Raw genomic sequence first — 22614 nt, forward strand, 5'->3', positions numbered from 1 at the left:
CATTTCGCTATTTATCGATGACAAATACGCGCAATCCAATGTTTTTCAAACTTTCTCTCAGCTCCGGATCGCTTATGCCGGCGACCAGACCATCTACAGCTGCGACTGCGTCGCCAGAAAGTGGCCGAGGCAGGCGCAGCGACTGGCGGCGATCCGGTACTGGGCCGTGGATCAGGCGAAGCCTCGCAACTGCAGCATAGCCAAAAAACGTATTGATTCGCTCGACGATAAGCGGCTCGTTATGCTGCATCTCCAGTGCCAGGGCTCCGGAGGCGATGCGCACGTTAAGCGTTCCTGCCCCGCGCGCGCCTAGCGGTGCTATGATCTTCATCGGAACGCTGCGATTGGCGAGGTGTTCGCCGACAATCTTCGGCCATTCGAGTGCAACGCGTGCAATGGCGAAGCTGCGACGGCCGGCCAATGGGGCGACTACGGCTGAAAGCGTCTCTGCCAGCGCGCGCAATCCGTTGTACGCCGCATCCGTCCTTGTCCGCGTCTCACCCATGTTTGGCACCGCCATTTCCCGCCACCCCGTCCGATCACCGTCATGCTAAACTTGCAGACTTGCGCCGGCAACGGGGATCCCCGCATGGGCCAGTCGCCCGACCGTCTTGCGAATGCGCTTCTCGCCTGGTACGACCACGAGCGCCGTGATCTTCCCTGGCGAGCGCCACCCGGCGTGCCCGCCGATCCCTACCGCGTGTGGATCAGTGAGATCATGCTGCAGCAGACCACAGCGGCCACGGTCGCACCCTTTTTCCATGCGTTCGTCGCGCGATGGCCGTGCATCCAAGCGCTCGCAGCGGCGGACCTCGATGAGGTGCTACACGCGTGGCAGGGGCTCGGCTATTACGCCCGCGCACGTAACCTACATGCGTGCGCTCGGCTCGTCGCCGCCCACTTCGGCGGCTGCTTACCAGCGAACGAGGACGAGTTACGCCAGCTGCCGGGCATCGGCACCTATACGGCAGCTGCGATCGCCGCGATCGCGTTCGACCGCTTGGCGACGCCGGTCGATGGCAACGTGCTGCGCGTTGTCGCCCGCCTGCGTGCAGTCGAGGTTGCCCTGCCGCGCGCCCGGTCCAGCATCGTCGCCCTCGCCGTGGCGATGACGCCCGAGGCGCGCGCGGGTGATTTCGCCCAAGCGATGATGGATCTTGGCGCGACGGTGTGTACGCCGCGCAGACCGCGTTGCGGGGTATGTCCCTGGGCCGACTATTGCGCAGCGCATGCCCAGGGTGTTCCAGAAACGTTTCCGCGCCGCCCGCCAGCGCCCGACCGGCCGGTGCGACATGGCGTCATTTTCTGGGCCGAACGACTCGATGGCTCGGTGTTGATCCGTCAGCGGTCAACGAAAGGGCTGCTTGGCGGGATGATCGAATTTCCCTCGACGCCGTGGCGTTGCGAGCCCTGGCGGCAGGCCGAAGCAATCGCGCACGCCCCACTTGTCGCGGACTGGGCGCTCCTGGCCGGAAGCGTCCGCCATACGTTCACTCATTTTCATCTCGAGCTTGCCGTTGTCTTTGGGCGGCCGCGAGATCCTTCTGCCACCTTTTCTTGGTGCCATCCGGACGACTTCTCCGCCCTGGCGCTCCCAACACTGATGAAGAAGGTGGTGGCGGCCGTGAGGGTTTGTGAACAAGCTTATGATTAAGGCGGCTTCTTTTGAGCAGCGAACGCGATGCGAATGTTTTACATCACGAGCTTGCGTGACCAGTTTTGGGACTCTCCGCGAATTAGGCTCCCGATTCAGAAGGCGCATCCAGATTTTGGTTGCGGCAAGGATGCTGTCGGGAGTGTGGCTGGAATTTGGGGCAGCGTAATCTCCAGCTTCTTCATCATCGATTCCGTCTACCACGCAAGCAAGCCCGTCGTTGGAGGGCCGGCGGAGATCACGACATGACGACGGATAGCGTGACGCCTGCGGACGACGGGTACTGTTTCTCGGGGAAGCGTGGCCCGAATTGCCAGCGATGGATCACCCGCTCGTTCGGAACGGTGGAGATTGCCGTGCCGCGGGCGCGGCTCGACACTGCGGGTGGTGTTGTTCAAGGGAGCGACCGACAAGAACGTGGTCTGGCCTGCTGCCGGTTTCGTGGACACCGAGATAAGGTGTTTGACGGAACTGGAGAGTTGGAATGCAGAGAAGGAAGTTCAGCCGCGAGTTCAAGCTTGAGGCGGTGAGATTGATCAAGGATCGGGGCGTTGCGGTTGCCCAGGCTGCCCGTGACCTCGATGTCCACGAGAACGTGCTGCGCAAATGGGTGGGCGATCTGTCGACGGATCCGCAGCATGCGTTTCCCGGCCATGGGCAGATGAAACCGGCTTGAACCGCTCTGGGTTTGTCGGAGGCGAGTTTCTTTGAGTCCTACGCCGCCACGACGCGGGACTCCAGCTCGGCGTAATAGCTCGCCTCAGCCGGCGGGATATTGCCGACCGGCTCGAGGAGCCGCCGATTGTTGAACCAGTCGACCCATTCGAGCGGGGCATACTCGACCGTTTCGAACGACCGCCACGGTCCGCGCCGGTGGATCACCTCTGCCTTGTAGAGGCCGTTGATCGTTTCGGCGAGGGCGTTGTCGCAGGAGTGCCCGACGCTTCCGACCGAGGGAACCACGCCGGCGTCGGCGAGACGTTCGGTGTAGCGGATGGACAGGTATTGCCCGCCTCTGTCGCTGTGTTGAACGAGCTCGCCACGGGGCGATGCCACGGGGCGATGCCACGGGGCGATGGACGGCGAGCATGCAGCGCCTGGTCGAGAGCGTCGAGCACGAAGGTCGCGTCAGCCGTTCGGCTCGCCCGCCAACCAACGATCCGCCGCGCGAAGGCGTCGATCACGAAAGCGACGTAGAAGCCGGTCCAGGTTGCGACGGAGGTGAAGTCGGACACCCACAGCCGGTTCGGGGCCGGCGCCCGAAACTGCCGATCGACGAGGTCGCGCGGGCACGGCGTCGCCTTGTCGCTGATCGTCGTCCGAACCGGTCGACCCCGGACAACTCCTCGAAGGCCCATCTGCTTCATCAGTCGAGCCACCGTACAACGAGCGACGCGTTCACCTTCCCGGTTCATCTTTCGCCAGACCTTCCGAACGCCGTAGACGCGGAAGTTCTCGTCGTATATCCGGCGGATCGATCGACGCAGCACCCCGTCGCGACGCGCCCGGAGGGACGCCTTCGAGGGATCGAGCCGGCGAGCGGCGTGAGCATGGTACGTCGACGGGGCGATCGGCAACTCCCGGCAGATGGGCTCGTGTGTGGACGCCCTCGTGGTGTCAAGCAATTCTCGGGTCGCGTTCGGAGCGTGTGGTCAGGTGCGGTCGTGTGTCCGGCCTCGTGATGCGGCCTTCGAACGCCGCGGGCCCGTATGGAGATATGCAGGTCGGATCCATTTCGACCCCGCGCGCTCGGGCGCCTGAGCCGTTTTGCTGGGTTTTCCGACCCGATCTCGTGACCGTTCGCCCTTACGCTTCCCTCGCCCTGCTCACACCTCCGACGTCATCCCGGCCGCCGATCGCTCACGCGACGGTCGCCGGAACTCGGTAGCTCTCGTTCTTGCTCATCATGGCCCACGCCATCCTGGCCATGCGGTTGGCCAGCGCGACGGCGACCAGCATGCGCGGCTTCTTCGCCATCATGCGCGCCAACCACGATCCCTCCGGCGCCCCTTTGCGGGCTGCCCATCGCACGACGGCGACTGCGCCCGTGATCAGAAGCCGGCGGATATCCCTTTGCCCCATGCGCGTGATCCTGCCCAGGCGCTCTCGACCGCCGGTCGAATGCTGCCGCGGGGTGAGCCCCAACCAAGCCGCGAAGTCCCGTCCCTTGGCGAACACTTCCGGAGCGGGGGCAAAGGTGACGAGCGCCGTCGCTGTGATCACGCCGATGCCGGGCATGGTCATCAACCGTGCCACCGCCTCGTCCTGCGCCGCGCGTTCGCGGATCTCCTTGTCGAGCGTATCTATACGCGTGGAGAGGTCGTCGATTTGAGCGAGTAGTACGCGTGCCAGTTCGACCACGGCATCCGGCAGCACATCCTCCTCGCCCTCGATGAGCGCCGTGAGGAGGCCGACATGGGCGACGCCGGTCGGTGCCACGACGCCGAACTCGGCCAAGTGACCGCGCAAGGCGTTGATCGCCTGGGTACGCTGCCGCACGAAGAGATCCCGCGTCCGGTAGACCATTGCCGACGCCTGCTGTGCCTCGGTCCTGACCGCGACGAACCGTATCGTCGCGCGCGCTGCCGCTTCGGCTATAGCCTCGGCATCGGTCGCATCGCTCTTCTGCCTCTTCACGAACGGCTTCACGTAGGCCGGCGGGATCAGCTTCACGGTGTGCCCGAACTCTCCGATCGCGCGTGCCCAGTAATGGGCGCTGGCGCAGGCCTCCATCGCGACTGTGCAGACCGGCCGCTCCGCGAAGAAGGACAAGACTTGCCCGGGGAGGGCGTCCACTCCATCGACCCCGTAGACGTCCCAGTGGTCGTCGATGAACAACACCATCACTTCTGTCGGCGGTCGAGCTCCACCAGGGCGAAATACGCACTCGCCTTGTGCAAGATCTCGTTTGGTTGCCGCAGCTCGCGGTTCTCACGTTCGAGCGCCTTCAGGCGAGCGTCCAAATCCGGCGCACCGCCGTCGATCCGACCGCTGTCTCGCTCCGCCTTCTTCACCCAAAGCCGCAGCGTCTCCGGCGTGTAGCCGATCTTGGCGGCGATCGAGGCAATGGCGGCCCATCGCGAAGCGTGCTCGCCCTCGTGTTCGAGGACCATCCGCACCGCCCGGACGCGCACTTCCGGGGAAAACTTGTTCGTCGTCTTGCTCGTCATGGCTCCATACTCTCAAAAGTTGAAGCCGCCGACAAACCCGGAGCGGTTCACTGGACTGCGCCCCTGTCACCGGACAGATTGAGCAACGTGAATTGACCGGGTATGCCGGGCCTTCGTCAGGAGAAGGCCGATGGCCAAGCACCGTTGTCACAGCATCGAGTTCAAGCGGCAGGTCGCTCAGGAGTTCATCGCCGGCGAGACCCTTCATGGGCTCGCCAAGCGTCACGACATCTCGCGTAACCTGATCCGTGTCTGGGTAGCGAGGTACGAGGGCGGCGCCTTCGATGAGGATGCCAGAGCCGCTGACCTGATCCAGGAGTACGAGGCGAAGATCGCCGCCCTGGAGCGTCTGGCCGGCCGCCAAGTACTGGAGCTCGAGTTTCTAAAGAGGGCATCGAGAAACGCACCGCGGACGAGAAGCGCGAGTACGTCCGTGATCAGCGACCCGCTGGCCTCTCCGTCAGCGACGGATGCCGTCTGATGGGCGTGCCACGCTCCACCTTCTACGATGCCCCGGCAAAGAAGACCGACGATGCCATGATCGCCGCCATCGTCGACGAGCTTGCTCCCGCCCTGGTGACACGGAATTCCATCGGTCACGCGTCCGCCGCGCAGCTCCTCCTCACCGCCGGCGACAACTCCGAGCGCCTGCAGTCCGAAGCAAGCTTCGCTGCACTCTGCGGCGTGAGCCCGGTCCCAGCCTCTTCCGGCAAGACAACGCGCCATCGCCTCAACCGTGGCGGCGACAGGGCAGCCAACAGCGCACTCCACATCATCGCCATCGGACGGCTTCGCACCGACACCCCCGCACCAAAAGCTATATCGCAAAGCGTATCGCCGAGGCCATTCCAAGCTCGAGGCCATTCGGTGCCTCAAGCGCTACATCGCGCGAGAAATCTTCTCCCTCATCCGCCAAAGAAGGCAGGAGATCAATCAGGCGCAGATCGCCACTTGACAAACAGAAGGGCATCCGCGGCTCGCAGTACGCCAGCCAAGGATACTGGGAGATGCCGGCAAAGCACGGCCTCGAGGGCTCGATGGGACGGCGCGGCAATCCCTACGACAACGCCAAGGCGGAAAGCGTCATGAAGACGCTGAAGGTGGAAGCCATCTACCTGATGGCCTACGACAGCTTCGAAGACGTCATAGCCGACCTTCCCCGCTTCATCGATCAGGTCTACAACACCCGCCGGCTGCATTCCGCGCTCGGATATCTCAGCCCATCACAGTTCGAGGATCACCACGCCCGGCAGACGGTCAAATCCGCAGCCTGATCCTGTCCATCCCAAGGGGCGCAGTCCAGATCCCGGGCAATCTTCAACACGTTGCGTAATCGCGGGTGGCTGCCCTCCGTGGGACACGAGGTCCGATAGTCTCGGCCTCATCTAAGCAGCCAGCGGGAGAGCAGCCAGCGGGAGAGCAGCCATGAAGCAGTATGTCGGATTGGACGTGTCGCGAAAGAGACGGCGGTATGTGTCGTCGACCAGGACGGGAAGGTTCTGTTCGAGGGCAAGGTCCCGTCTGATCCTGGCGCACTTGCGCGGGTGATCGCCAAGCGAGCGCCTGTAGCAGAGTTGATTGGCTTCGAAACGGGCGCAATGGCGAGTTGGCTGTGGCACGAACTCAAGCGTGTCGGCCTGCCGGTCGTCTGCGTTGACGCCCGCCACGCGCATGCGGTGCTGTCCGTTCGGATGAACAAGAGCGACCCCAACGATGCACGCGGTTTTGCCGAGTTGATCCGGGTCGGCTGGTATCGCGCGGTTCGCGTCAAGAGCGACGAAAGCCAGGCGGTCCGGTCCCTACTGGTTGCCCGGTCTCGCCTGGTCAGCATCCGCCGCGACCTGGAGAACCAAGTCCGCAGCTTGCTCAAGGAGGTGGGTCTACTGTTCAGGAGGGCGATCGGGAGGCAGTTCCGCACGCGGGTGCTCGACCTTATTGACGAGAAGCACGTCTTGCGGTCGATCGGCGAAGGCCTGCTGGCGGTCCATGAAAAGGTCGTGGAGCAGCAGACCGTGCTCGACAGGCGCGTCCGCAAGGAAGCAAAGGCCGACAGGACGACCCGCCGGCTGATGAGTGTGCCAGGCGTAGGCGTGGTGACCGCCCTGGCGTTCCGCCACACCATAGACGATCCCACGCGGTTTCGATCGGCCCAGACGGTCGGGGCCTATCTCGGCCTGACGCCGCGGCGAAAGCAATCGGGTGAGACGGACGTCAACGGCCGCATTTCGAAGTGGGGAGACCGGCTACTGCGAACCTGCCTGTTCGAGGCAGCGAGCGTGCTGCTGCACCGAACCCAGCGCTGGTCGGCCCTGAAAGCGTGGGGCACGCGGCTGATGAAGCGTATCGGCGCCAAGAAGGCCAAGGTCGCCGTGGCGCGCAAGATCGCCGTCATTCTGCACTGCATCTGGACCGACGGTACCGAATTCGAGTGGGGGACCGAGAAGCAGGCGGCCTGACACACGGATCCGGCCTGCGGCGTTCGCAGCGCCGGTTGTTGCCCCTGCCGGGACGGTGGTGTCGGTGACCTCGGTCAATCGGCTGAAGGCGAGTTTCTCGCACTCCGTTGCGCACGTTGAGGCACCCACCCCGAACACAATCATGAGGCTCAGACCTCGGAAAGGACCCTGACCCCGGCATGGAGACGACATCGGAGTTAACAACCATCCGCGATCGAACCGCTGAAAACAGCATCAAAACCGGATAATTGGCTCTGCCACTTCAGGGAGAAAGTTCAGCAATGAGAAGTTGACAGCCACCCGCGATTAAAGGGCCGATTGACAGATTCGAGCTTCATTTGCTTGTGTCTGTAATGGCGCGCACAGCGCCGAAAGTCTGTGACGCCGTATGGTGTGCTTTTCCCGTGTGCGCCCAGCTGTCCGATGAGGATGTTGCAACAATGTTCAGAATGCTCGCTGCCGCGCTCATTGTGGCGCTGCTCGCGTCGTGCACCGCCCGCGTGGATGGACCATCCGTCAGGGTCAAGCCCGCCACCGTCGAGATCGACTCCGGCAATGATGGCGGCTTCTGCCCACCGGGGCAGGCGAAGAAAGGGCGCTGCTGAAGTGGACCCCTTTGGTGGGACCACTGGAGCATCGTTTCTGATTGGAAGGCTGGCCGGCTCTGTCCTTGTCGATCACGCCACGCAAGGCGTCTGTTGCTGTTGTCGCGGTGGGCATGTGGGCGACGCGGCAGCGTCGTCCAAACGAAATGTCATGTCCACGGCGTTGCCGGCCACGGTGCCGTGGATGCCGTCGCGCCACACCGCCATCGGGGTTCGGCCGGCCAGCGCTTGATGGGGACGTCGGCCATTGTAAAAGCCGATCCACGAGGTAATACCAAGTCCCTGTATTCTCGAGACTCTCGAGAGGGATTGAACGAACCCGGTGTCGTGGGAGTGGGGTGATCGGTTAGCGGGGGCGGCTCCCGTCTGGGAGGATTACGGCGTGTTGAAGCCCGATCCTCAGACAGGAGCACCGCGATGGCCGAGATGAGCCCTCTGCGCCGCCGCATGGTCGAGGACATGACCGTCCGCAATCTGTCATTGGCGACGCAACGATCCTATCTTCACGCGGTCAGCAAGTTCAGCGGCCACTTTGGTCGCTCGCCGGACCAGCTTGGCCTGGAGGACGTGCGGGCGTTCCAGGTCCATCTGGTGTCGACCGGCATTTCGTGGCCGGCGCTGAACCAGACGGTGTGTGCGCTGCGGTTCTTCTACGGCGTCACGCTGGGGCACGGTGAGATCCCGGAGCGCATCCCTTATGCACGCGAGCCGCGCACGCTGCCGGTGGTGCTGAATGCCGATGAAGTGGTGCGCTTTCTCGAGGCGGTGCCGAGCCTGAAGACCCGCGTGGCGTTGACGACGGCCTATGCGGCGGGGCTGCGGGCGTCCGAGGCGGTCGGTCTGAAGCTTGCTGATATCGACAGCGCGCGGATGGTGATCCGGGTCGAGCATGGCAAGGGCGGCAAGGACCGCACCGTCATGCTGTCGGCCCAGCTTCTGGGCATCCTGCGCACCTACTGGCGTCTGGCCCGGGCCAGCCACTGGCTGTTCCCCGGCCGCGATGAGACGAAGCCGGTCGACGTCCAGGTGCTGCACGCGGCCTGCCGCTCCGCCTGCGCCGCGGCCGGACTTGCGAAGCGGGTGACGGTGCACACGCTGCGGCACAGCTTCGCCACCCACCTGCTGGAGAACGGCACCGACACCCGCATCATCCAGGTGCTGCTTGGCCATGCCAACCTGTCGAGCACGGCGCGCTACACGCGGGTCTCGAACGGCCTGATCCGGCATACGCAGAGCCCGCTCGACCGCCTCACGCTGGAGGTCGTGCCGCCCGCCTGATCCGGCCGCGCGATGGCGGCGACATGGGAAGTGGCGGATGTCTTCCGCCGCCACGGCGAGGCCTATCGGCGCATGCATCACGCTCACCTCGGCCGGGTCGAACGGCGGGTGATCAGCGCCATCACGCTGTGCCGGACGGCGGCGCTGGGCGGCCATGCCGAGAGCTGCGCCGACTGCGGCTTCGTTCGTCGCCTCCGCGATCTGCGGCGCGTCGAATGGGTGGTCTATGCGAAGCCGCCGTTCGGTGGCCCGGAACAGGTGCTGGCCTATCTCGGTCGCTACACCCACCGCGTCGCCATCGCCAATTCGCGCTCGGTCGAGGTGACGGGCAGCGACGTCGCCTTCCGCTGGAAGGACTATCGCCACCACGGCAAGGCGAAGCTGATGGTTCTCGCTGCCGATGAATTCATCCGCCGCTTCCTGCTCCACACCCTGCCGGACGGCTTCCATCGCATCCGCCATTACGGCTTCCTCGCCAATCACCAACAGGCAGCAAAGCTGGCGCTCCGCCGCGAGCTGCTGGCCGCCTCGCCGACGGTCGATCCCGAGACCAAGGTCCCACCCGAGCAGAAGCAACTTACAAGCGCGTTCGATCGCTGCCCCTGCTGCGGCGGCCCGATGATCACCTTCGCCATCCTTCTGAGGCCGCCGCCGCAACCCTCGTTCCGGCAGGACACTTCATGAGTGGCCGCCACCCTTGCTGCCCCGCCTGTCCAGCACCGATGCTGCCGTGTGCCGGCACCCATCGTCTTGCCCAACAACCGTTCCGGCAGCACCAGGTCCGGCGCGGCGCCCCACGAAACCCCGGTTCAGCTCACTGCTGCCACCAACCGCCCGGCGTCGCCGGCCTCGACCGCGCCGGATCGATCCCCATGCCGAGCCGCCCGAAAGCGGTCTCGGACCAGACGCAGCAACAATCCCCATAGCTCGGCCATCCGCGGGTTCGTTCAATCCGGCTTCGATGAGGTCGCGCCAGCGCACGCCGAAGACCTCGTCCGCGACCTCACAGAAGCCTCCAGATTCAAGGCTGGCAAACGAGATGGAGTTTGCATGGGGTCGGCGATAGCGCTTCGCGCGGACTTCGACGGGATCACGCTGCGCAAGCTGGCGCGGCAGAGCCGGGACGCGAACCAGAGCCGGCGGTGGCGGGCGCTGGCGCAGCTCAGCGAGGACGGACCGATCCCTGCGGTGCACGGCGTCGTACGCTCAGGGCTCCGAATCCAATTCAGGCCGGCGGTGATGAGAGGATGGCGTGGAGGTAGTCGGGGTTCCATCCGGCGATCTTTCGGCGGGACTTGATGGAGCGTTTGTCCTGGGCGGTTCGGACGAGGTTGAGGGCGAAGTGGCGGACGGTGGCCATGTTGCGGGCGCCGTGGCCCTCGCGCAGGCGGGACTGGTCTTCGGCGAAGGTGACGTCGAGGACCCAGTGCAGGCGGTTCTCGATCGCCCAGTGGCCGCGGATCGCCGCGGCGGCGTCTGCCGCGGAAAGGGCGCGGGACGAGGCGAAGAAGCGGGTCTCGGTGCGCGACGCGCTCTTGCTTTCGACGCGGGTGTCGGCGCGGACGAGACACGCGGTGCCCGGCAGGCGCAGTTCGCCCGGGAAGCGGCGGGCGCCGTCGAGCCAATCGACCTCGCGCAGGACGGCGGTGCGGCGCTCCTCGATGCGGCCGTGGCCCTTGTCGAGGTCAGCGTAAGTTTCGAGCCGGTCGCCCACCTCGGCGAAGGCGGCCTCGACCTCGGCGCGCAGCGTCGGCTGGTTGGCCTTGACCGCGAGCAGCCAGTCGGCGCCCTGGGCGGCGATGGCGCGGGCGACCTCGGCATTGGTGGCGACGGCGCCGATGGAGACGAGCGCGCCCTTCGGGCCCTGTTCGGCGCCGAGCCGTTCGAGCAGCGGTGGGATGGCGGCCAGTTCGCTGGCCTTGTCGGGGACGGCCTGAAGGGCGAGCACGAGACGCGCAGTGGTGGCGAAGGCGGAGACGAGGTGCAGCGGCGGCGCCCCGGCGCTCCGGCGCTGCGGTCGTGGCTGCGGCGCGAGGTCTTGCCGTCGATGGCGACGAGCCCGGCCTTGTCGGGCCAGCTCTCCCGCACCCATCCGGCGAAGGCGGCGGCGAAGAGCGCGGGATTGATCCGGTTCATCAGGATGGTCAGCCAGCGTTCGCCGGGAACGCCGCTCGCGTAAGCCAGATGCCGGCGCAGATAGTCGAGGTGCGCGGCGCCCCAGGCGGCGATGTCCTCGTAGTCGTCGCAGTCGGCGATGGTCCCGCAGACGACCAGCAGCAGGATCTCGGGCAGCGGATGCAGGATGCGCCGCACGTCGCGGGGGTCCTCAACCTCGGCGAACCGATCGAGCAGCGCGGCGAGGCGCGACTTCCGGGGCAGGGCTTCGAGGGCGATCATGCGGCGGCTCCAATTCAAGGACGCCGCATCGATTCAGAGAAAACCGCCCCTGTCACCTGTCACATGAGTTCGGGGCCGTGGGCATCGGGTCCGCCGGCTTGACAAATGGCGGCGTTCCCGCCATCTCTCGCCGTGACGGCACGTTCCTTCCGAGACGGGCGGCGCACAAGCAATGAGTGAAGAAGACGAAAATAAGCCGACTCCGGTGCAGCCGGCGAAGGCCGAGGAGCCTAATCCTAATCAACGCCGATACAATATGTACCCGCAAAAGGCTTTTGGCGGTCACGTCGAAACTAAGGTACTGCCGGACGGGCGCATCAAGTATACGCTGTTTCCATTTCCGTTCGACGGCTCCGACAAACGGGTGATTATCGTCGATCCGGCGAACGCTGAGGAAATGCGGGCGGTCAAGCAACTCCACCTGATACCGGACATTAAGAGCGATCCCGGCGTGGGTGTCTATGTGTTTGATGCAGATCTGCTAAGTACCAAGAAAAAGGACTGACCCGCAGACGCCGCGTGAGGCCATGCCGGGTGTCATTGCTGGCCTCATCCGTGCCACGCTAGCCGCTGCCATTCACCAGCCCCGCTTTTGCTGTAATCGATTGCGTTTGCGCGGACGTCGGATGATCCTTGTAGCGCGTCCGCGCTGTATCTTGGCACCGGGCCACTAGCCCGCTCACATTCGTGCGTGCAGCAAATGGCCGCACGTGCCACAGGCGATGCGCGGCCAAACCGCCGTCAGGGCATTATCAGCGGTTTAGCGTCACTGCCCGACACTCCGTCCGAAGGTTTTTACGCCTTGACAGTATCCGCACCGTCTCTCTATCGTCCGCGCGTTCTGCGGCGCAGCGAGCGCTTGGCGGCCTACGAGGCGGGGAAGCGATGAGCCGGCGCAGCCCCGACGACCGATTGAGTGAATTCGAATCTCGGCTGAACCGCCTGAAGGATGGGCAATCCGGTAAGGCGGCCGCGAGCGACACAGCAAAGACATCCGGATACGGCATGGCGTTTACCATCTCTGCCGATCTGGTTGGTGGACTGGTCGGCGGAGCCGGGTTGGGATGGCTGATTGACCAGTGGGCCGGCTCGTTCCCGCTGGGAATGATCGTGTTCTTCTTTCTCGGTGCAGGCGCCGGGATGTGGAACGTGTTCCGCACTGTACGCGGATATGACATGGCTTTGGGTTTCCGTCCGCCTGCGGCGTCATCGACGGAGCCTGGAGATAAAACACAGGAGCCGACCGGCTCGCGGTCGGAAAAAGAGGGCGGAGACCACCGTGGCCAATCCACTCCATCAGTTCCAGGTCGATACGATCGTCCCGATCCACATCGGCAGCGTTGACGCGTCATTCACCAATTCCAGCCTCTACATGGCAATTGCCGTAACGCTCATCACGGTGTTTCTCGTCACCAGCGTGAAATCCCGCGCGCTCGTTCCGGGACGATTGCAGTCTATGGCGGAACTCGCATACGAGTTCGTTGCCAACATGCTCAGAACCAACGTCGGCAGCGAGGGGCGTGCCTATTTTCCGTTCATCTTTTCGCTGTTCTACTTCATCCTCATCGGCAACATGCTGGGGATGATGCCATATAGTTTCACCTTCACTGCGCAGTTGGTCGTAACCCTCGGCATGGCCCTGGTGGTGTTCATTGGCACGACCATCATCGGCTTCGTGAAGCATGGCATCGGCTTTTTCGGCTTCTTTCTGCCGCATGGAACGCCGTGGTACATCGCACCGCTGCTCGTGCCCATTGAGATCCTGTCCTACATCTTCCGGCCGATTAGCCTATCGTTGCGATTATTCGCCAACATGACCGCGGGCCACACGCTGCTTAAGGTATTCGCCGGTTTCATTGGCGCCTTCGTGATTAACCTCGGCATCCTCGGGGTGTTCCCTGGTCTCGTTCCGATGGCGGCCGTGGTCGGTTTGACCGGCCTGGAATTTCTTGTCGCATTCCTGCAGGCCTATGTGTATTCGGTGCTGGCCTGCATTTACCTCAATGACGCGATACACATGCATTGAGGGTGATCGCGCAGGCGATCCATCTCTGTAGGGGACTGTCCTTCCAAAACCTGGGTAGGGAATAATACGATGGAAGTTGATGCAGCAAAGTTGATCGGTGCCGGCTTGGCGGTTATTGGCCTCGGTGGCGTCGGTGCCGGTATTGGCAACATCTTCGCGACGACGATCTCGTCGCTGGCACGCAATCCGGCCGCCCAGCCGCTGATCCAACTGCCGATGTGGGTGGGCTTCGCGCTCGTCGAAGCCATTGCACTTTATGCGCTGGTTGTCGCCCTCATCCTGATGTTCGTGTTCTAATTTCGATCTGCGGACCCGGCCCCCGCGGGCCGGACAGCCCGCTCGTAGACACATCCATATTCGACTTTGCGGAAAGAAGACCATGCCGCAATTTGATCCGGCCGTGTGGGTGCCGCAGCTAGTTTGGCTGGCGATCACCTTCGTGGTCCTATACCTGCTGATGGCACGTGTTGCCCTTCCGCGCATCGGGGATGTACTGGAAGAGCGCGAATTGCGCATCAGCGAGAGCCTGCGCAAGGCCGAAGACTTAAAGCTCGCTGCCGAAGACGCCGTCGCGGCGTATGAGAAAACGATCGCCGATGTCCGTGCCAAAGCGGCCGATGAGGTCCGTGCGGCCCGCGAAAAAGCGGCCTCGGAAGCGACCGAGCGTTATGCGAAACTGAATGAGCGGCTTTCGCAGGAGATCGCGGTTGCTGAAGAACGCATTCGTGGGGCACGCAAGCTAGCCATCGCTAGCCTGCGTGATGTCGCCATCTCCGTCGCTGGTACAGCGTTCGAACGGCTGATCGGTGCCCCGGTCGAGCCAGCGGCACTGACCGCGGCAGTCGACGCCGCGCTGACGGAGCAACGATGATGGAAGCCTGGGCAGCGGAGACGGCGGCGGGCGGAGCGCACGCAACCGCCCACGCCGAGCCATTCTACGGTGCCGCCGAGTTTTGGGTGGCCATCGGTCTCGCCATCTTCCTCTTCTTCGTTGCACGTCATGCCGTCCGGCTTATTTCCGTCGCGCTCGACGAGAGGGCGGAGCGCATCCGCAACCGCCTCGACGAGGCGAGCCGTTTAGCCGAAGAGGCACAGACGTTGCTCGCCGCCTATGAGCGCAAGCAGCGTGACGCCGCCGAGGAAGCGGACGCGATCCTCGCCAGCGCGCGTCGCGAGGCGGAACGTCTCGCGGCCGAGGCGAAGGATGAGCTTGAGCAAACGCTCAAGCGACGCGAGGTCCAGGCAATGGAGCGTATCGCCCAAGCCCAACAAGCCGCGATTGCGGAGGTTCGTGGTCGCGCCGTTGATATCGCTATTGAAGCCACGCGCACCCTCCTAGGGGAACGTCTAACCCCGGCACAAGGACAAGCTCTGATCGACGCGGCTATCTCTGAGTTGCCCAGCAAGCTGCACTGACCATCGCCTCACAAGGTCACCGCCGCTTTGTTGCGACGTGACCGCCGACGTGCTCCAGCCCCTTGCCTCGGTCCGCCGTTGCGGAGACGCGGCAAGGGGTTTGCATTTTCTAACGCATTGGCGCCATGGATGTTCAGGGGCCGTGTTTGTTGTCGGTGTGAAGTGGAGCCCTTTGGTGGGATCACTGGAGCATCGTTCTTGATTGGAAGGCTGGCCGGCTCTGTCCTTGTCGATCACGCCACGCAAGGCGTTTGTTGCTGTTGTCGCGGTGGGCATGTGGGCGACGCGGCCGCGTCGACCAAACGAAGTGTCATGTGCACGGCGTTGCCGGGCAGGGAGCCGTGGATGCCATCGCGCCACACCGCCATCGGGGTCCGGCCGGCCAGCGCCCGATGCGGCCGGCGGGTGTTGTAGAAGCCGATCCACGCGGCGATCCCGTCACGTGCATCGCGGCCGTCGGCGTAGCCCTTCAGATAGACGTCCTCGTCCTTCAGCGACCGCCACAGCCGTTCGATGAAGACGTTGCATCCATCGGCCGTCCATCGAGATCCGAATGTCGGCGCTCGCCAGCCGGCCGGTGAAGGCGGCGCTGATGGACTGGCTGCCCTGGTCGGTATCGAAGATATCGCGCCGGCCGAAGCGCGCCAGCGCCTCGTCGAGGGCGTCGACGCAGAACGCGCCGTCCATCGTGTTCGACAGCCGCCAGGCCAGTACCGCCCGGCTCGCCCAGTCGATGATCGCCACCAGGTAGAGGAAGCCGCGTCCGATCGGGATGTAGGTGATATCCGCCGCCCACACCTGGTTCGGCCGACATCACCTGGTCGCGCAGCAGATACGGGAAGATCTTGTGCCCCGGCGCCGGCTTGGTCGTCCGCGGCTTCGGCCCCAGGGCTACGATCCCCATCCGCCGCATCAGCCGCTGCACCCGCTTGCGGTTGACCGAGAGACCTTCCGCCCGCAGCATCCCCGTCATCCGCCGCGAGCCGAGGAACGGCCAAGCGGTGAACAGCCCGTCGATCCGTAGCATCAGCGCCAGATCGGCGTCGTCGTTCGCCGGCGCTGGCCGGTACACGCCGGACCTCCTGGCTAAAAAATCCCGCTCGACCGTCAGCTGCCCGATCTTGGCGTGCGGCGTCTCGATCTCCCGCTCGCGCGCCTCGTCCGCGTCGATGCCGACGCCCGGATCGAAGGCCGGCGCCGCGGTGTCCAAGAGCTGCTTCTTCCAGGCATAGCTCTGGTTCGGATGAACCTCATAACGCACCGCCAGGCCCGTCACCGTCGCCTGCTCCCGCAGCGCCTCCAGGGCGATCTTCGCCTTCAGCGCCGCATCGAGCTTCCGTCTCGGCTTCTTCATCATCATCTCCGTCTACCACGACGGAGCCGACCCCGCTCCAATCAAGCCCCTAGTCCCAAATTCGGGGTCCACTTCACGGCTTCTCCAGGCGTGAGCCGATGAGGCTGATCGCGGTCAGCAGCATGCGCACCACGCTCAGGTTGGCCAGCGCGTAGACCAGCGCCCGCCAGTCCCACAGCGGTACAGCCATCGGCAGCATCATCAGGCCGAAGATCAGGAAGACACACAGCGAAAACTGAGCGCTGTCCGCATCTTCCGGTTCCATGACGACCTCCGCGATCACGTCTGAGCCTCCTCGTCGCTCAGCCCTCGCGCATCATGACCATTGGCACGCGCAACTGGACACATAGGTCATAACCCACGAAAGGTAGTATAATCTACCGAAGTAGGGATAGCGATAAGGTAGGAATAGCGATAAGAAAGAGAAATGCCGGATTTTTCAATTGAACTAAATGTGCGCGTAGCGGGTCCCGTTTGCGGTGTGGATGAAGCGGGGCGCGGTTCATGGGCCGGGCCAGTTGTCGCAGCGGCAGTCATTCTTGATCAAACGCGTATGCCGTCCTCGCTCGCCACTGCAATTGACGATTCAAAAAAGCTCTCCCGCGCCCGTCGCGAACAAATCGCCGTGGCGCTGCCAGCGTTTGCCTGCATTGGTATCGGCATGGCTGACGTCGCCGAGATTGAGCGACTAAACATTCTCTGGGCGTCAATTTTAGCGATGCACCGCGCCGTTGACGCACTCAGTACACAGCCTGGAATGCCGCTCATCGACGGTAACCGTTCGCCCGATCTCGATTGTCAGGTGAAGTGCATTATCGGTGGCGACAGGCGGAGCCTTTCCATCGCCGCCGCATCGATTATTGCAAAGGTTACCCGCGACCGGATGATGTGCAGTTTATCTCATGGGTATCCCGGTTACGGATTCGAGCGTCACGTCGGCTATGGCACGCGCGAACATCGCGCAGCACTGCTTCGCCTCGGGCCAACACCGCTTCACCGTCTCGCATTCCCCTCCGTCCAGGTGATCCTAGGTCAGCTTGCCCCAGGATAGCACAGCGCTGGCATCCCGGAAATTCCGTGATCTAACCTCCGAAAGCTCTGCCGATTTGAGATAGGTCACGAACTCATAAACGGGATTTCCAAGGCGGGAAGAATCTGATTCGAGCTCCTCGAAGGAGCGATCATGTCCCCACTGCGCTTTGAGCTGACGGATTTCGAATGGTCGATCATCGGGCCTCTGCTGCCGAACAAGCCGCGCGGCGTGCCGCGGGCCGATGACCGAAAGGTCCTGAACGGCATCTACTGGCGGCTGCGGACCGGCTCGCCCTGGGCGGATATACTGGAGCGCTACGGCCCGTCGACGACCTGCTACAACCGCTTCGTCCGGTGGCGCGAGCGGGGCGTCTGGGACCGGCTCTTCGAGGCCGTTTCGGCGGCTTACGAAGGCGATCTGCAAATGATCGACTCCTCTTCGATCCGCGTCCACCAGCATGCGGCGAACGTCAAAAAGGGGGCTCGCCGGGAGCCGGTGAAGGGGACGACGCTCCAGCCCGGTGCATGGGGCGTTCGCGCGGCGGACTGACGACCAAGATCCATGCCCTCGTCGACGCCAACGGCAATCCGACCGCCCTGAAGCTCACCGAAGGCCAGGCCCACGACGGCCGAAGCGCGAGCGATATGCTGGACGGGCTCGGTACCGGCCAGATTCTGCTCGCCGACCGCGCCTACGACAGCGATGCGCTGCGCACGGGCCTGGCCCAGCGGGGGGCTTGGGCCAACGTCAAACCCATGCCCAGGCGCGTCAACATCCCGGCCTTCAGCCCCTTCCTCGTACCCATCCGGCGAGGGCCGCGGCTGGAGTGGGTTGCCGGACCGGCGCAGTTGTGAGCGGCTATGCGGCGGTGCTGATTGGCTCTGGTACCTGCCAGTTCCAGGGCAGCAGCTCGTGGATGCGGCTGGTGGGGTGGCCGGGAAGGCGGGCGAGGACGGAGGCCAACCAGGCGCGGGGATCGATGCCGTTCAGCTTCGCCGTCTCGATCAGGGTGTACATCGCCGCCGCGCGACGACCGCCCTCGTCCGAGCCGGCGAAGGTCCAGTTGCGTCTGCCGACGGCGATGCCACGCAACGCGCGTTCCGCGGCGTTGTTCGAGAGGCAAACCCTGCCGTCGTCGAGGAAGCGGGTGAAGGCGGTCCAGCGCTTCAGCAGGTAGTCGATGGCTTTTGCCGTCTTCGACTTCGCCGACAGCCTCGCGTTCTGGTCGCGGAGCCAGGCTTCGAGGTCGAGGATCAGCGGGCGGGATCGCTGGTTGCGGACGGCCAGACGCTGCTCGGCCGAGGCGCCGTTGATCTCGCGCTCGATCGCGAACAGCGCGTCGATCCGCTTGACCGCCTCGATGGCGATCGGCCCCTGCTGCAGCTCCGCCAGCTCAAAGAAGCCGCGGCGGCCATGTGCCCAACAGCCGGCCTCGGTGATCGGGCCAGGCCGGCGATCGGTCTTGCACAGCCGGCCGAAGCCGGAGAAGGCGTCCGCCTGCATGATGCCGATCCAGCCCGCGAGGAAGCGTTCGGCGTGCACGCCGCTGCGGTCGGGCGAATAAAGAAGACGGCGGCCGGCGGGCCTGTTCCGTCCAGGTGGGGACCGCCGAACGGCCGGTCGTCGCGGACGACGGTCCACAGCCGACCTTCCTTCGTCTTGCCCTTCGCCAGCACCGGCACCGGCGTTTCGTCGGCGTGGATGCGGGCGGCGGCGCGGACGTGCGCCTCGATCGCCGCGGTCAGCGGCAGCAGGGACACGTCGCCGGCGCGGGATACACGACGCGGGTGCGCGGCAAGTGTTCCGGCAACCGCCGGCGCGCCGGCTTGCGTGGCGTCGCGGCGCTGCGCGCCGGGGTCGGCTCCGTTCCGCCGCCCGCAGCTCGGCCGCGGCATCGGCCTGGGCGACGGTCTCCTGCAGCTCGGTCAGCGCCAGCTCCAGCTGCTCCAGCCGGGCGCTGCGCTCGGACGACGTGCCGAACCGTTGCCGGCGCAGCCGGGCGATCTCCAGCTTGAGGCGCTCGATTTCCAGGTCGAGAACCCGCTTCGTCTGCTTCGCGATCGCCGCTTCGGCCTCGGCAGCCACCGGGCCGCGCGCTCGGCGATGATCATCGCGTGCGCTTCGGCGAGGTCGGCGGGCAGCGGCTCGGGCGTCGTCATCACGACCCGAACTGAATCAGATTCTCACGCCTTTGTAAGCTGTTATCTCATCCGGCGGCGATCGGACGCCAGGTTCGCCGCGGCATCCTCCAGTCTATGCCCTCGAGCAGATACGCGAGCTGCGCCGGCGTGATCGTCACCGTTCCATCGGCCGCCGACGGCCACAGAAACCGACCGCGTTCGAGACGTTTGGCGAACAGGCACAGGCCCTGGCCGTCGTGCCAAAGGATCTTCAAAGGTCACCGCGTCTTCCACGGAAGACGAACAAATGACCACAGTGCGGGTCCTGCTTCAGCCTTTCCTGCACCTGCAGCGCCAGCCCATCGAAGCCGCGCCGCATGTCGGTGTGTCCGGTCGCCAGCCACACCCGGGCGCCGGTCGGAACGGCAATCATCGCCGATCCAAAACGTCCAGAACCCGCCGCAGCGCCTCGGCGTCGAAATCGCCAACCACGCGGACACAGCGACCCGCGCCGAGTTCGATCTCGATCACCCCCGACCGGCCTTGCCCAGGCTTCGCGGGCGGCATCATCGCCGGCACACCCGCAGCCCTGCCCGCAGGCCCCGCCGCGACGGCCTCCGTCGCCGCCACCTCGTTCGCGGCCGCGTCTTCCGCGACCTCGACGGCGACGAACGATGGCAATTTCGAAGCACCGGGGATGTCGATCACGACCAGCGCCGCCAGACGCCGCCATTTGAACACCTGTGCCGGCAGCAGCCCATGCCGCCGCGCCACCGCCGAGATCACCACTCCCGGCGCCGACGCCTCCGCCAGAACCGCAAGCTTCTGCCCGAGCGAGAACCGACGCCGCCGCTCGACCCGTCCCAGTACCTCACCCTGACGATAAGACATCGATCTTGCGCTGCCGCTAGCTCCAAATCCGAGCCAAATGCCGCACAAAATCCCGCCTCACCACAAGGCGGCCATCACCGGATGCGTACCCTTCCTCTACCGCTATCGCAACCTCGTCGAGCGCTTCTTCAACAAGATCAAGCCTTTCCGCGCCGTCGCCACCCGCTTCGAAAAGCGCGACGCCAACTACCTCGCAACCGTCAAGCTCGCCGCTGCACGCATCTGGATGCGCTTTATGAGTTCGTGACCTAGGGTCTGTGGACATTCACCTGAGCGCCAGATAGGAGCCTGCGAGATGGATCATGGCTCTGAAGCTGGTGTGGGTTTTGTCGTAGCGCGTCGCGACGCGGCGAAACTCTTTGAGATTGCAGAAGAAATTTTCCACGAGATGGCGCCAGCGGTACATGGCGAGGTCGCACGGGATGGAGTGCTTGCGGTTGGCCTTGGGCGGGATAACCGCGAGGGTGCCGCGACTGTTCAGTTCGGCACGGATCCAGTCAATGTCGAAGGCCTTGTCGCCAAGCAGAGCGGCAAAGTCGATTTCGGCGATCAGCGGCGCAACGCCGAGGCTGTCGTGCCGCTGGCCGGGCAGAAGAATGAAGCGCGCCAGGTTGCGAGGGCATCGACCAGCGCCACGATCTTGGTCGTCAGGCCGCCGCGCGATCGGCCGAGGGCCTGATTTTGAGTCCCCCCCCTTGCGCCGGTGCCCTTCTGGTGGACCCGGACGATGGTGCCGTCGATGATCGCGTACTCGAAGTCCGGATCATCCGACAAGCTTTTGAAAAGTCTTTCGAAGACGCCCTTCTGCGCCCATCGGCGAAAGCGCCGAAAGACCGAGTTCCAGCACCCAAAGGTTTCGTGCAAATCGCGCCAGGGCGCCCCGGTGCGGGTAATCCAGAATACGGCTTCGAGAAACCGGCGGTTGTCCACAGCCGAGCGGCCGGGGTCGCCCGGCTTGCCAGGAAGCATCGGCGCTATCCGCCGCCACTGCGCATCGCTCAACACGTTTCGATCCAAGGCTGATCTCCATTTTTCAGCCTTGAATCAAATTTCGCCCCTCAAGGGAATCCCTCTCGATCACATGAATGTCCACAGACCCTAGTGAGGTGGGTCGGTCTCGTGGGACCGCCGAACCATCGGTCCTGATTGAAAAGCGGGCTGGTTCGTCCTCCTTGAGCACGCCACACAATCATCGGCTTTAGAGACGAATCGCTCTGTGCAGGCGCAGAAGTGGTTCTGGGTGCCTTGACGCCCGGGTGTGGGCATCGGATGCTCGGTTGTGGCGACAGACAAAAGGGAACGCACTGATGGGCAAAGAGGATCAGCGGGCGGCGAAAGGAGAAACGGCGAATAAGGGGCGGCGAGAGGCGTACTCCCGCCGCGAGGTGCTCGCTGGCCTCGCCGCAGGCGCAGTCCTGTTCGCAGCACCGGACGGGCAGGGCGCTGCGGCGACGCCGTCGCGGCCCGCGCCACGCCCCGAGCGGATTCACTTCGATGTGGTGCGCTCGGGCGCGGTTATCGGCACACACGATGTCGATTTTTCCACCGGTGCAGCAGGTCTGAGCGTGCGAACGCACATCAATATTGCCGTTACACTTCTTGGCGTGAACGTGTTCGAGTTCCGCCACGACGGCACCGAGGTGTGGAAAAATGACCGTCTCGTCTCGTTCGACAGCAAAACGCACGACGATGACAGCGACTTCTTCGTCATCGGCCGTGCGACATCCAACGGTTTTGCCATCACCAACAAGAAAGGAAATCTCATGGCTCCTGCCGACATTATGGTCGGCAGCTTTTGGCGCCCGGCGATCGCCCAGCAAACGCAGTTGATCGATCCCCAGCGTGGGCGGATCAAGGAACAGCAGCGACTGGGCGAAGATACGATCGAGGTTCTGGTCAGAGGGGAGACCATTAAGGCGACGCGCTACCGGGTGTCCGGCGTAACCGATGGCTGGGTCGCGTACGATGCCCACAATCGGTGGGTCGCTGCCGAACTGCAGAAAAAAGGATCCGCCATTCTTTATCGTCTGCCCGCCTGATCGACGAACGATGATCCGATAGCCCCTATTTTTCGTTGGGTTGTGTTATTTGCGTTGGTGGCGTAAGGTGTACAAATATGGCCCTAACGGGGTAATGTATGCCGATGCGACGCAGCGGAGCCATCGTAGCGTTGTTCTGCGCGGTAGGGTTGTCCGGATGCGCACATACGCTCAC

The 22614-nt window shown here is 64.2% G+C and carries 20 protein-coding genes, 10 pseudogenes and 1 other annotated feature; of the genes and pseudogenes, 19 read left to right on the plus strand and 11 right to left on the minus strand.

The window, feature by feature from the left end; all coding sequences use genetic code 11:
- Nucleotides 1-7: 7 nt before the first annotated feature.
- Nucleotides 8-520, minus strand: a complete 513-nt coding sequence (locus IPK66_08350) for a DUF721 domain-containing protein (protein MBK8175255.1) — start codon at nucleotides 518-520, stop codon at nucleotides 8-10.
- A gap of 69 nt (nucleotides 521-589) precedes the next feature.
- On the opposite strand from IPK66_08350, the gene mutY reads away from it, so the two are divergent.
- Entirely contained in the window at nucleotides 590-1654 is a 1065-nt protein-coding gene (gene mutY, locus IPK66_08355) for an A/G-specific adenine glycosylase (protein ID MBK8175256.1), read from the plus strand.
- A gap of 484 nt (nucleotides 1655-2138) precedes the next feature.
- A pseudogene (locus IPK66_08360) lies at nucleotides 2139-2324 on the plus strand (transposase).
- Between the two features lie 44 nt (nucleotides 2325-2368).
- Here IPK66_08360 and IPK66_08365 read toward each other — a convergent pair.
- From IPK66_08365 to IPK66_08375, 3 genes and pseudogenes are all read right to left on the minus strand, one after another.
- Nucleotides 2369-3249 (minus strand): annotated as a pseudogene (locus IPK66_08365) (IS3 family transposase).
- A gap of 265 nt (nucleotides 3250-3514) precedes the next feature.
- Nucleotides 3515-4498, minus strand: a complete 984-nt coding sequence (locus IPK66_08370; GenBank protein MBK8175257.1) for an IS110 family transposase — start codon at nucleotides 4496-4498, stop codon at nucleotides 3515-3517.
- Nucleotides 4435-4540 (minus strand) — a sequence feature (AL1L pseudoknot). Its footprint overlaps the gene before it by 64 nt.
- Nucleotides 4498-4824 (minus strand): transposase, encoded by a 327-nt coding sequence (locus tag IPK66_08375; protein ID MBK8175258.1) that lies wholly within the window; start codon nucleotides 4822-4824, stop codon nucleotides 4498-4500. Its footprint overlaps the feature before it by 43 nt. Before IPK66_08375 ends, IPK66_08370 begins: the two co-directional genes overlap by 1 nt.
- Nucleotides 4825-4954: 130 nt before the next feature.
- On the opposite strand from IPK66_08375, the gene IPK66_08380 reads away from it, so the two are divergent.
- From IPK66_08380 to IPK66_08410, 7 genes and pseudogenes are all read left to right on the plus strand, one after another.
- Nucleotides 4955-5305, plus strand: coding sequence for a transposase (locus IPK66_08380; protein MBK8175259.1), 351 nt, complete (start codon nucleotides 4955-4957; stop codon nucleotides 5303-5305).
- A 50-nt stretch (nucleotides 5306-5355) separates the two neighbouring features.
- A pseudogene (locus IPK66_08385) lies at nucleotides 5356-5779 on the plus strand (IS110 family transposase).
- Nucleotides 5780-5831: 52 nt separating this feature from the next.
- Complete coding sequence (locus IPK66_08390) at nucleotides 5832-6098, plus strand: transposase (protein ID MBK8175260.1); 267 nt, start codon at nucleotides 5832-5834, stop codon at nucleotides 6096-6098.
- A gap of 151 nt (nucleotides 6099-6249) precedes the next feature.
- Nucleotides 6250-7280 (plus strand): annotated as a pseudogene (locus IPK66_08395) (IS110 family transposase).
- Between the two features lie 440 nt (nucleotides 7281-7720).
- A complete protein-coding gene (locus IPK66_08400; protein ID MBK8175261.1) occupies nucleotides 7721-7885 on the plus strand; it encodes a hypothetical protein in 165 nt (54 codons plus the stop codon).
- A gap of 417 nt (nucleotides 7886-8302) precedes the next feature.
- Nucleotides 8303-9163, plus strand: coding sequence for a site-specific integrase (locus IPK66_08405; GenBank protein ID MBK8175262.1), 861 nt, complete (start codon nucleotides 8303-8305; stop codon nucleotides 9161-9163).
- 12 nt (nucleotides 9164-9175) lie between these two features.
- Nucleotides 9176-9847 carry a transposase gene (locus tag IPK66_08410; GenBank protein MBK8175263.1) on the plus strand — a complete coding sequence of 224 codons (672 nt, stop codon included), beginning with the start codon at nucleotides 9176-9178 and terminating at the stop codon, nucleotides 9845-9847.
- Between the two features lie 541 nt (nucleotides 9848-10388).
- Here IPK66_08410 and IPK66_08415 read toward each other — a convergent pair.
- Nucleotides 10389-11560, minus strand: a pseudogene (locus IPK66_08415) (ISAs1 family transposase).
- A 172-nt stretch (nucleotides 11561-11732) separates the two neighbouring features.
- Here IPK66_08415 and IPK66_08420 point away from each other — a divergent pair.
- From IPK66_08420 to IPK66_08445, 6 genes are all read left to right on the plus strand, one after another.
- Nucleotides 11733-12065: a hypothetical protein gene (locus IPK66_08420; protein MBK8175264.1), complete on the plus strand. Its 333-nt coding sequence runs from the start codon at nucleotides 11733-11735 to the stop codon at nucleotides 12063-12065.
- A 380-nt stretch (nucleotides 12066-12445) separates the two neighbouring features.
- A complete protein-coding gene (locus IPK66_08425; GenBank protein ID MBK8175265.1) occupies nucleotides 12446-12904 on the plus strand; it encodes an AtpZ/AtpI family protein in 459 nt (152 codons plus the stop codon).
- Nucleotides 12840-13586, plus strand: a complete 747-nt coding sequence (locus tag IPK66_08430) for a F0F1 ATP synthase subunit A (protein MBK8175266.1) — start codon at nucleotides 12840-12842, stop codon at nucleotides 13584-13586. The genes IPK66_08425 and IPK66_08430 overlap by 65 nt, the downstream gene beginning before the upstream one ends.
- A 69-nt stretch (nucleotides 13587-13655) precedes the next feature.
- A complete protein-coding gene (gene atpE / locus IPK66_08435) occupies nucleotides 13656-13883 on the plus strand; it encodes an ATP synthase F0 subunit C (protein ID MBK8175267.1) in 228 nt (75 codons plus the stop codon).
- 82 nt (nucleotides 13884-13965) lie between these two features.
- The gene (locus IPK66_08440) at nucleotides 13966-14457 is read left to right on the plus strand and encodes a F0F1 ATP synthase subunit B' (protein MBK8175268.1); all 492 of its coding nucleotides are present in this window, start codon (nucleotides 13966-13968) and stop codon (nucleotides 14455-14457) included.
- Nucleotides 14457-15002 carry a F0F1 ATP synthase subunit B gene (locus tag IPK66_08445; GenBank protein MBK8175269.1) on the plus strand — a complete coding sequence of 182 codons (546 nt, stop codon included), beginning with the start codon at nucleotides 14457-14459 and terminating at the stop codon, nucleotides 15000-15002. The genes IPK66_08440 and IPK66_08445 overlap by 1 nt, the downstream gene beginning before the upstream one ends.
- Nucleotides 15003-15370: 368 nt before the next feature.
- On the opposite strand, the pseudogene IPK66_08450 reads toward IPK66_08445, so the two are convergent.
- A pseudogene (locus tag IPK66_08450) lies at nucleotides 15371-16359 on the minus strand (IS3 family transposase).
- A 70-nt stretch (nucleotides 16360-16429) separates the two neighbouring features.
- Complete coding sequence (locus IPK66_08455) at nucleotides 16430-16639, minus strand: hypothetical protein (protein ID MBK8175270.1); 210 nt, start codon at nucleotides 16637-16639, stop codon at nucleotides 16430-16432.
- A gap of 144 nt (nucleotides 16640-16783) precedes the next feature.
- On the opposite strand from IPK66_08455, the gene IPK66_08460 reads away from it, so the two are divergent.
- Nucleotides 16784-17407: a ribonuclease HII gene (locus IPK66_08460; GenBank protein ID MBK8175271.1), complete on the plus strand. Its 624-nt coding sequence runs from the start codon at nucleotides 16784-16786 to the stop codon at nucleotides 17405-17407.
- A gap of 132 nt (nucleotides 17408-17539) precedes the next feature.
- Nucleotides 17540-18186, plus strand: a pseudogene (locus tag IPK66_08465) (IS5 family transposase).
- Nucleotides 18187-18247: 61 nt separating this feature from the next.
- Here IPK66_08465 and IPK66_08470 read toward each other — a convergent pair.
- The 3 genes and pseudogenes from IPK66_08470 to IPK66_08480 form a co-directional block, all read right to left on the minus strand.
- Nucleotides 18248-19594, minus strand: a pseudogene (locus IPK66_08470) (IS66 family transposase).
- 1 nt (nucleotide 19595) lies between these two features.
- Nucleotides 19596-19942, minus strand: a pseudogene (tnpB, locus tag IPK66_08475) (IS66 family insertion sequence element accessory protein TnpB).
- On the minus strand, nucleotides 19939-20400 hold the full coding sequence (locus tag IPK66_08480; protein MBK8175272.1) for a transposase: 462 nt from the start codon (nucleotides 20398-20400) through the stop codon (nucleotides 19939-19941). The pseudogene tnpB and the gene IPK66_08480 overlap by 4 nt, the downstream one beginning before the upstream one ends.
- 88 nt (nucleotides 20401-20488) lie before the next feature.
- Here IPK66_08480 and IPK66_08485 point away from each other — a divergent pair.
- Nucleotides 20489-20647, plus strand: a pseudogene (locus tag IPK66_08485) (transposase).
- Nucleotides 20648-20665: 18 nt separating this feature from the next.
- Here the strand turns inward: IPK66_08485 and IPK66_08490 are convergent.
- Nucleotides 20666-21417 (minus strand): IS5 family transposase gene (locus tag IPK66_08490; protein MBK8175273.1). Its coding sequence is split into 2 segments (ribosomal slippage): nucleotides 20666-21015 and nucleotides 21015-21417, totalling 753 coding nucleotides; the frame shifts between segments, so codons are not numbered across the junction.
- 368 nt (nucleotides 21418-21785) lie between these two features.
- On the opposite strand from IPK66_08490, the gene IPK66_08495 reads away from it, so the two are divergent.
- Entirely contained in the window at nucleotides 21786-22439 is a 654-nt protein-coding gene (locus IPK66_08495) for a hypothetical protein (GenBank protein ID MBK8175274.1), read from the plus strand.
- The last annotated feature ends 175 nt before the right edge of the window (nucleotides 22440-22614 follow it).

This window comes from Rhodospirillales bacterium, assembly GCA_016712595.1.
Classification (GTDB): domain Bacteria; phylum Pseudomonadota; class Alphaproteobacteria; order Rhodospirillales; family Defluviicoccaceae; genus Defluviicoccus.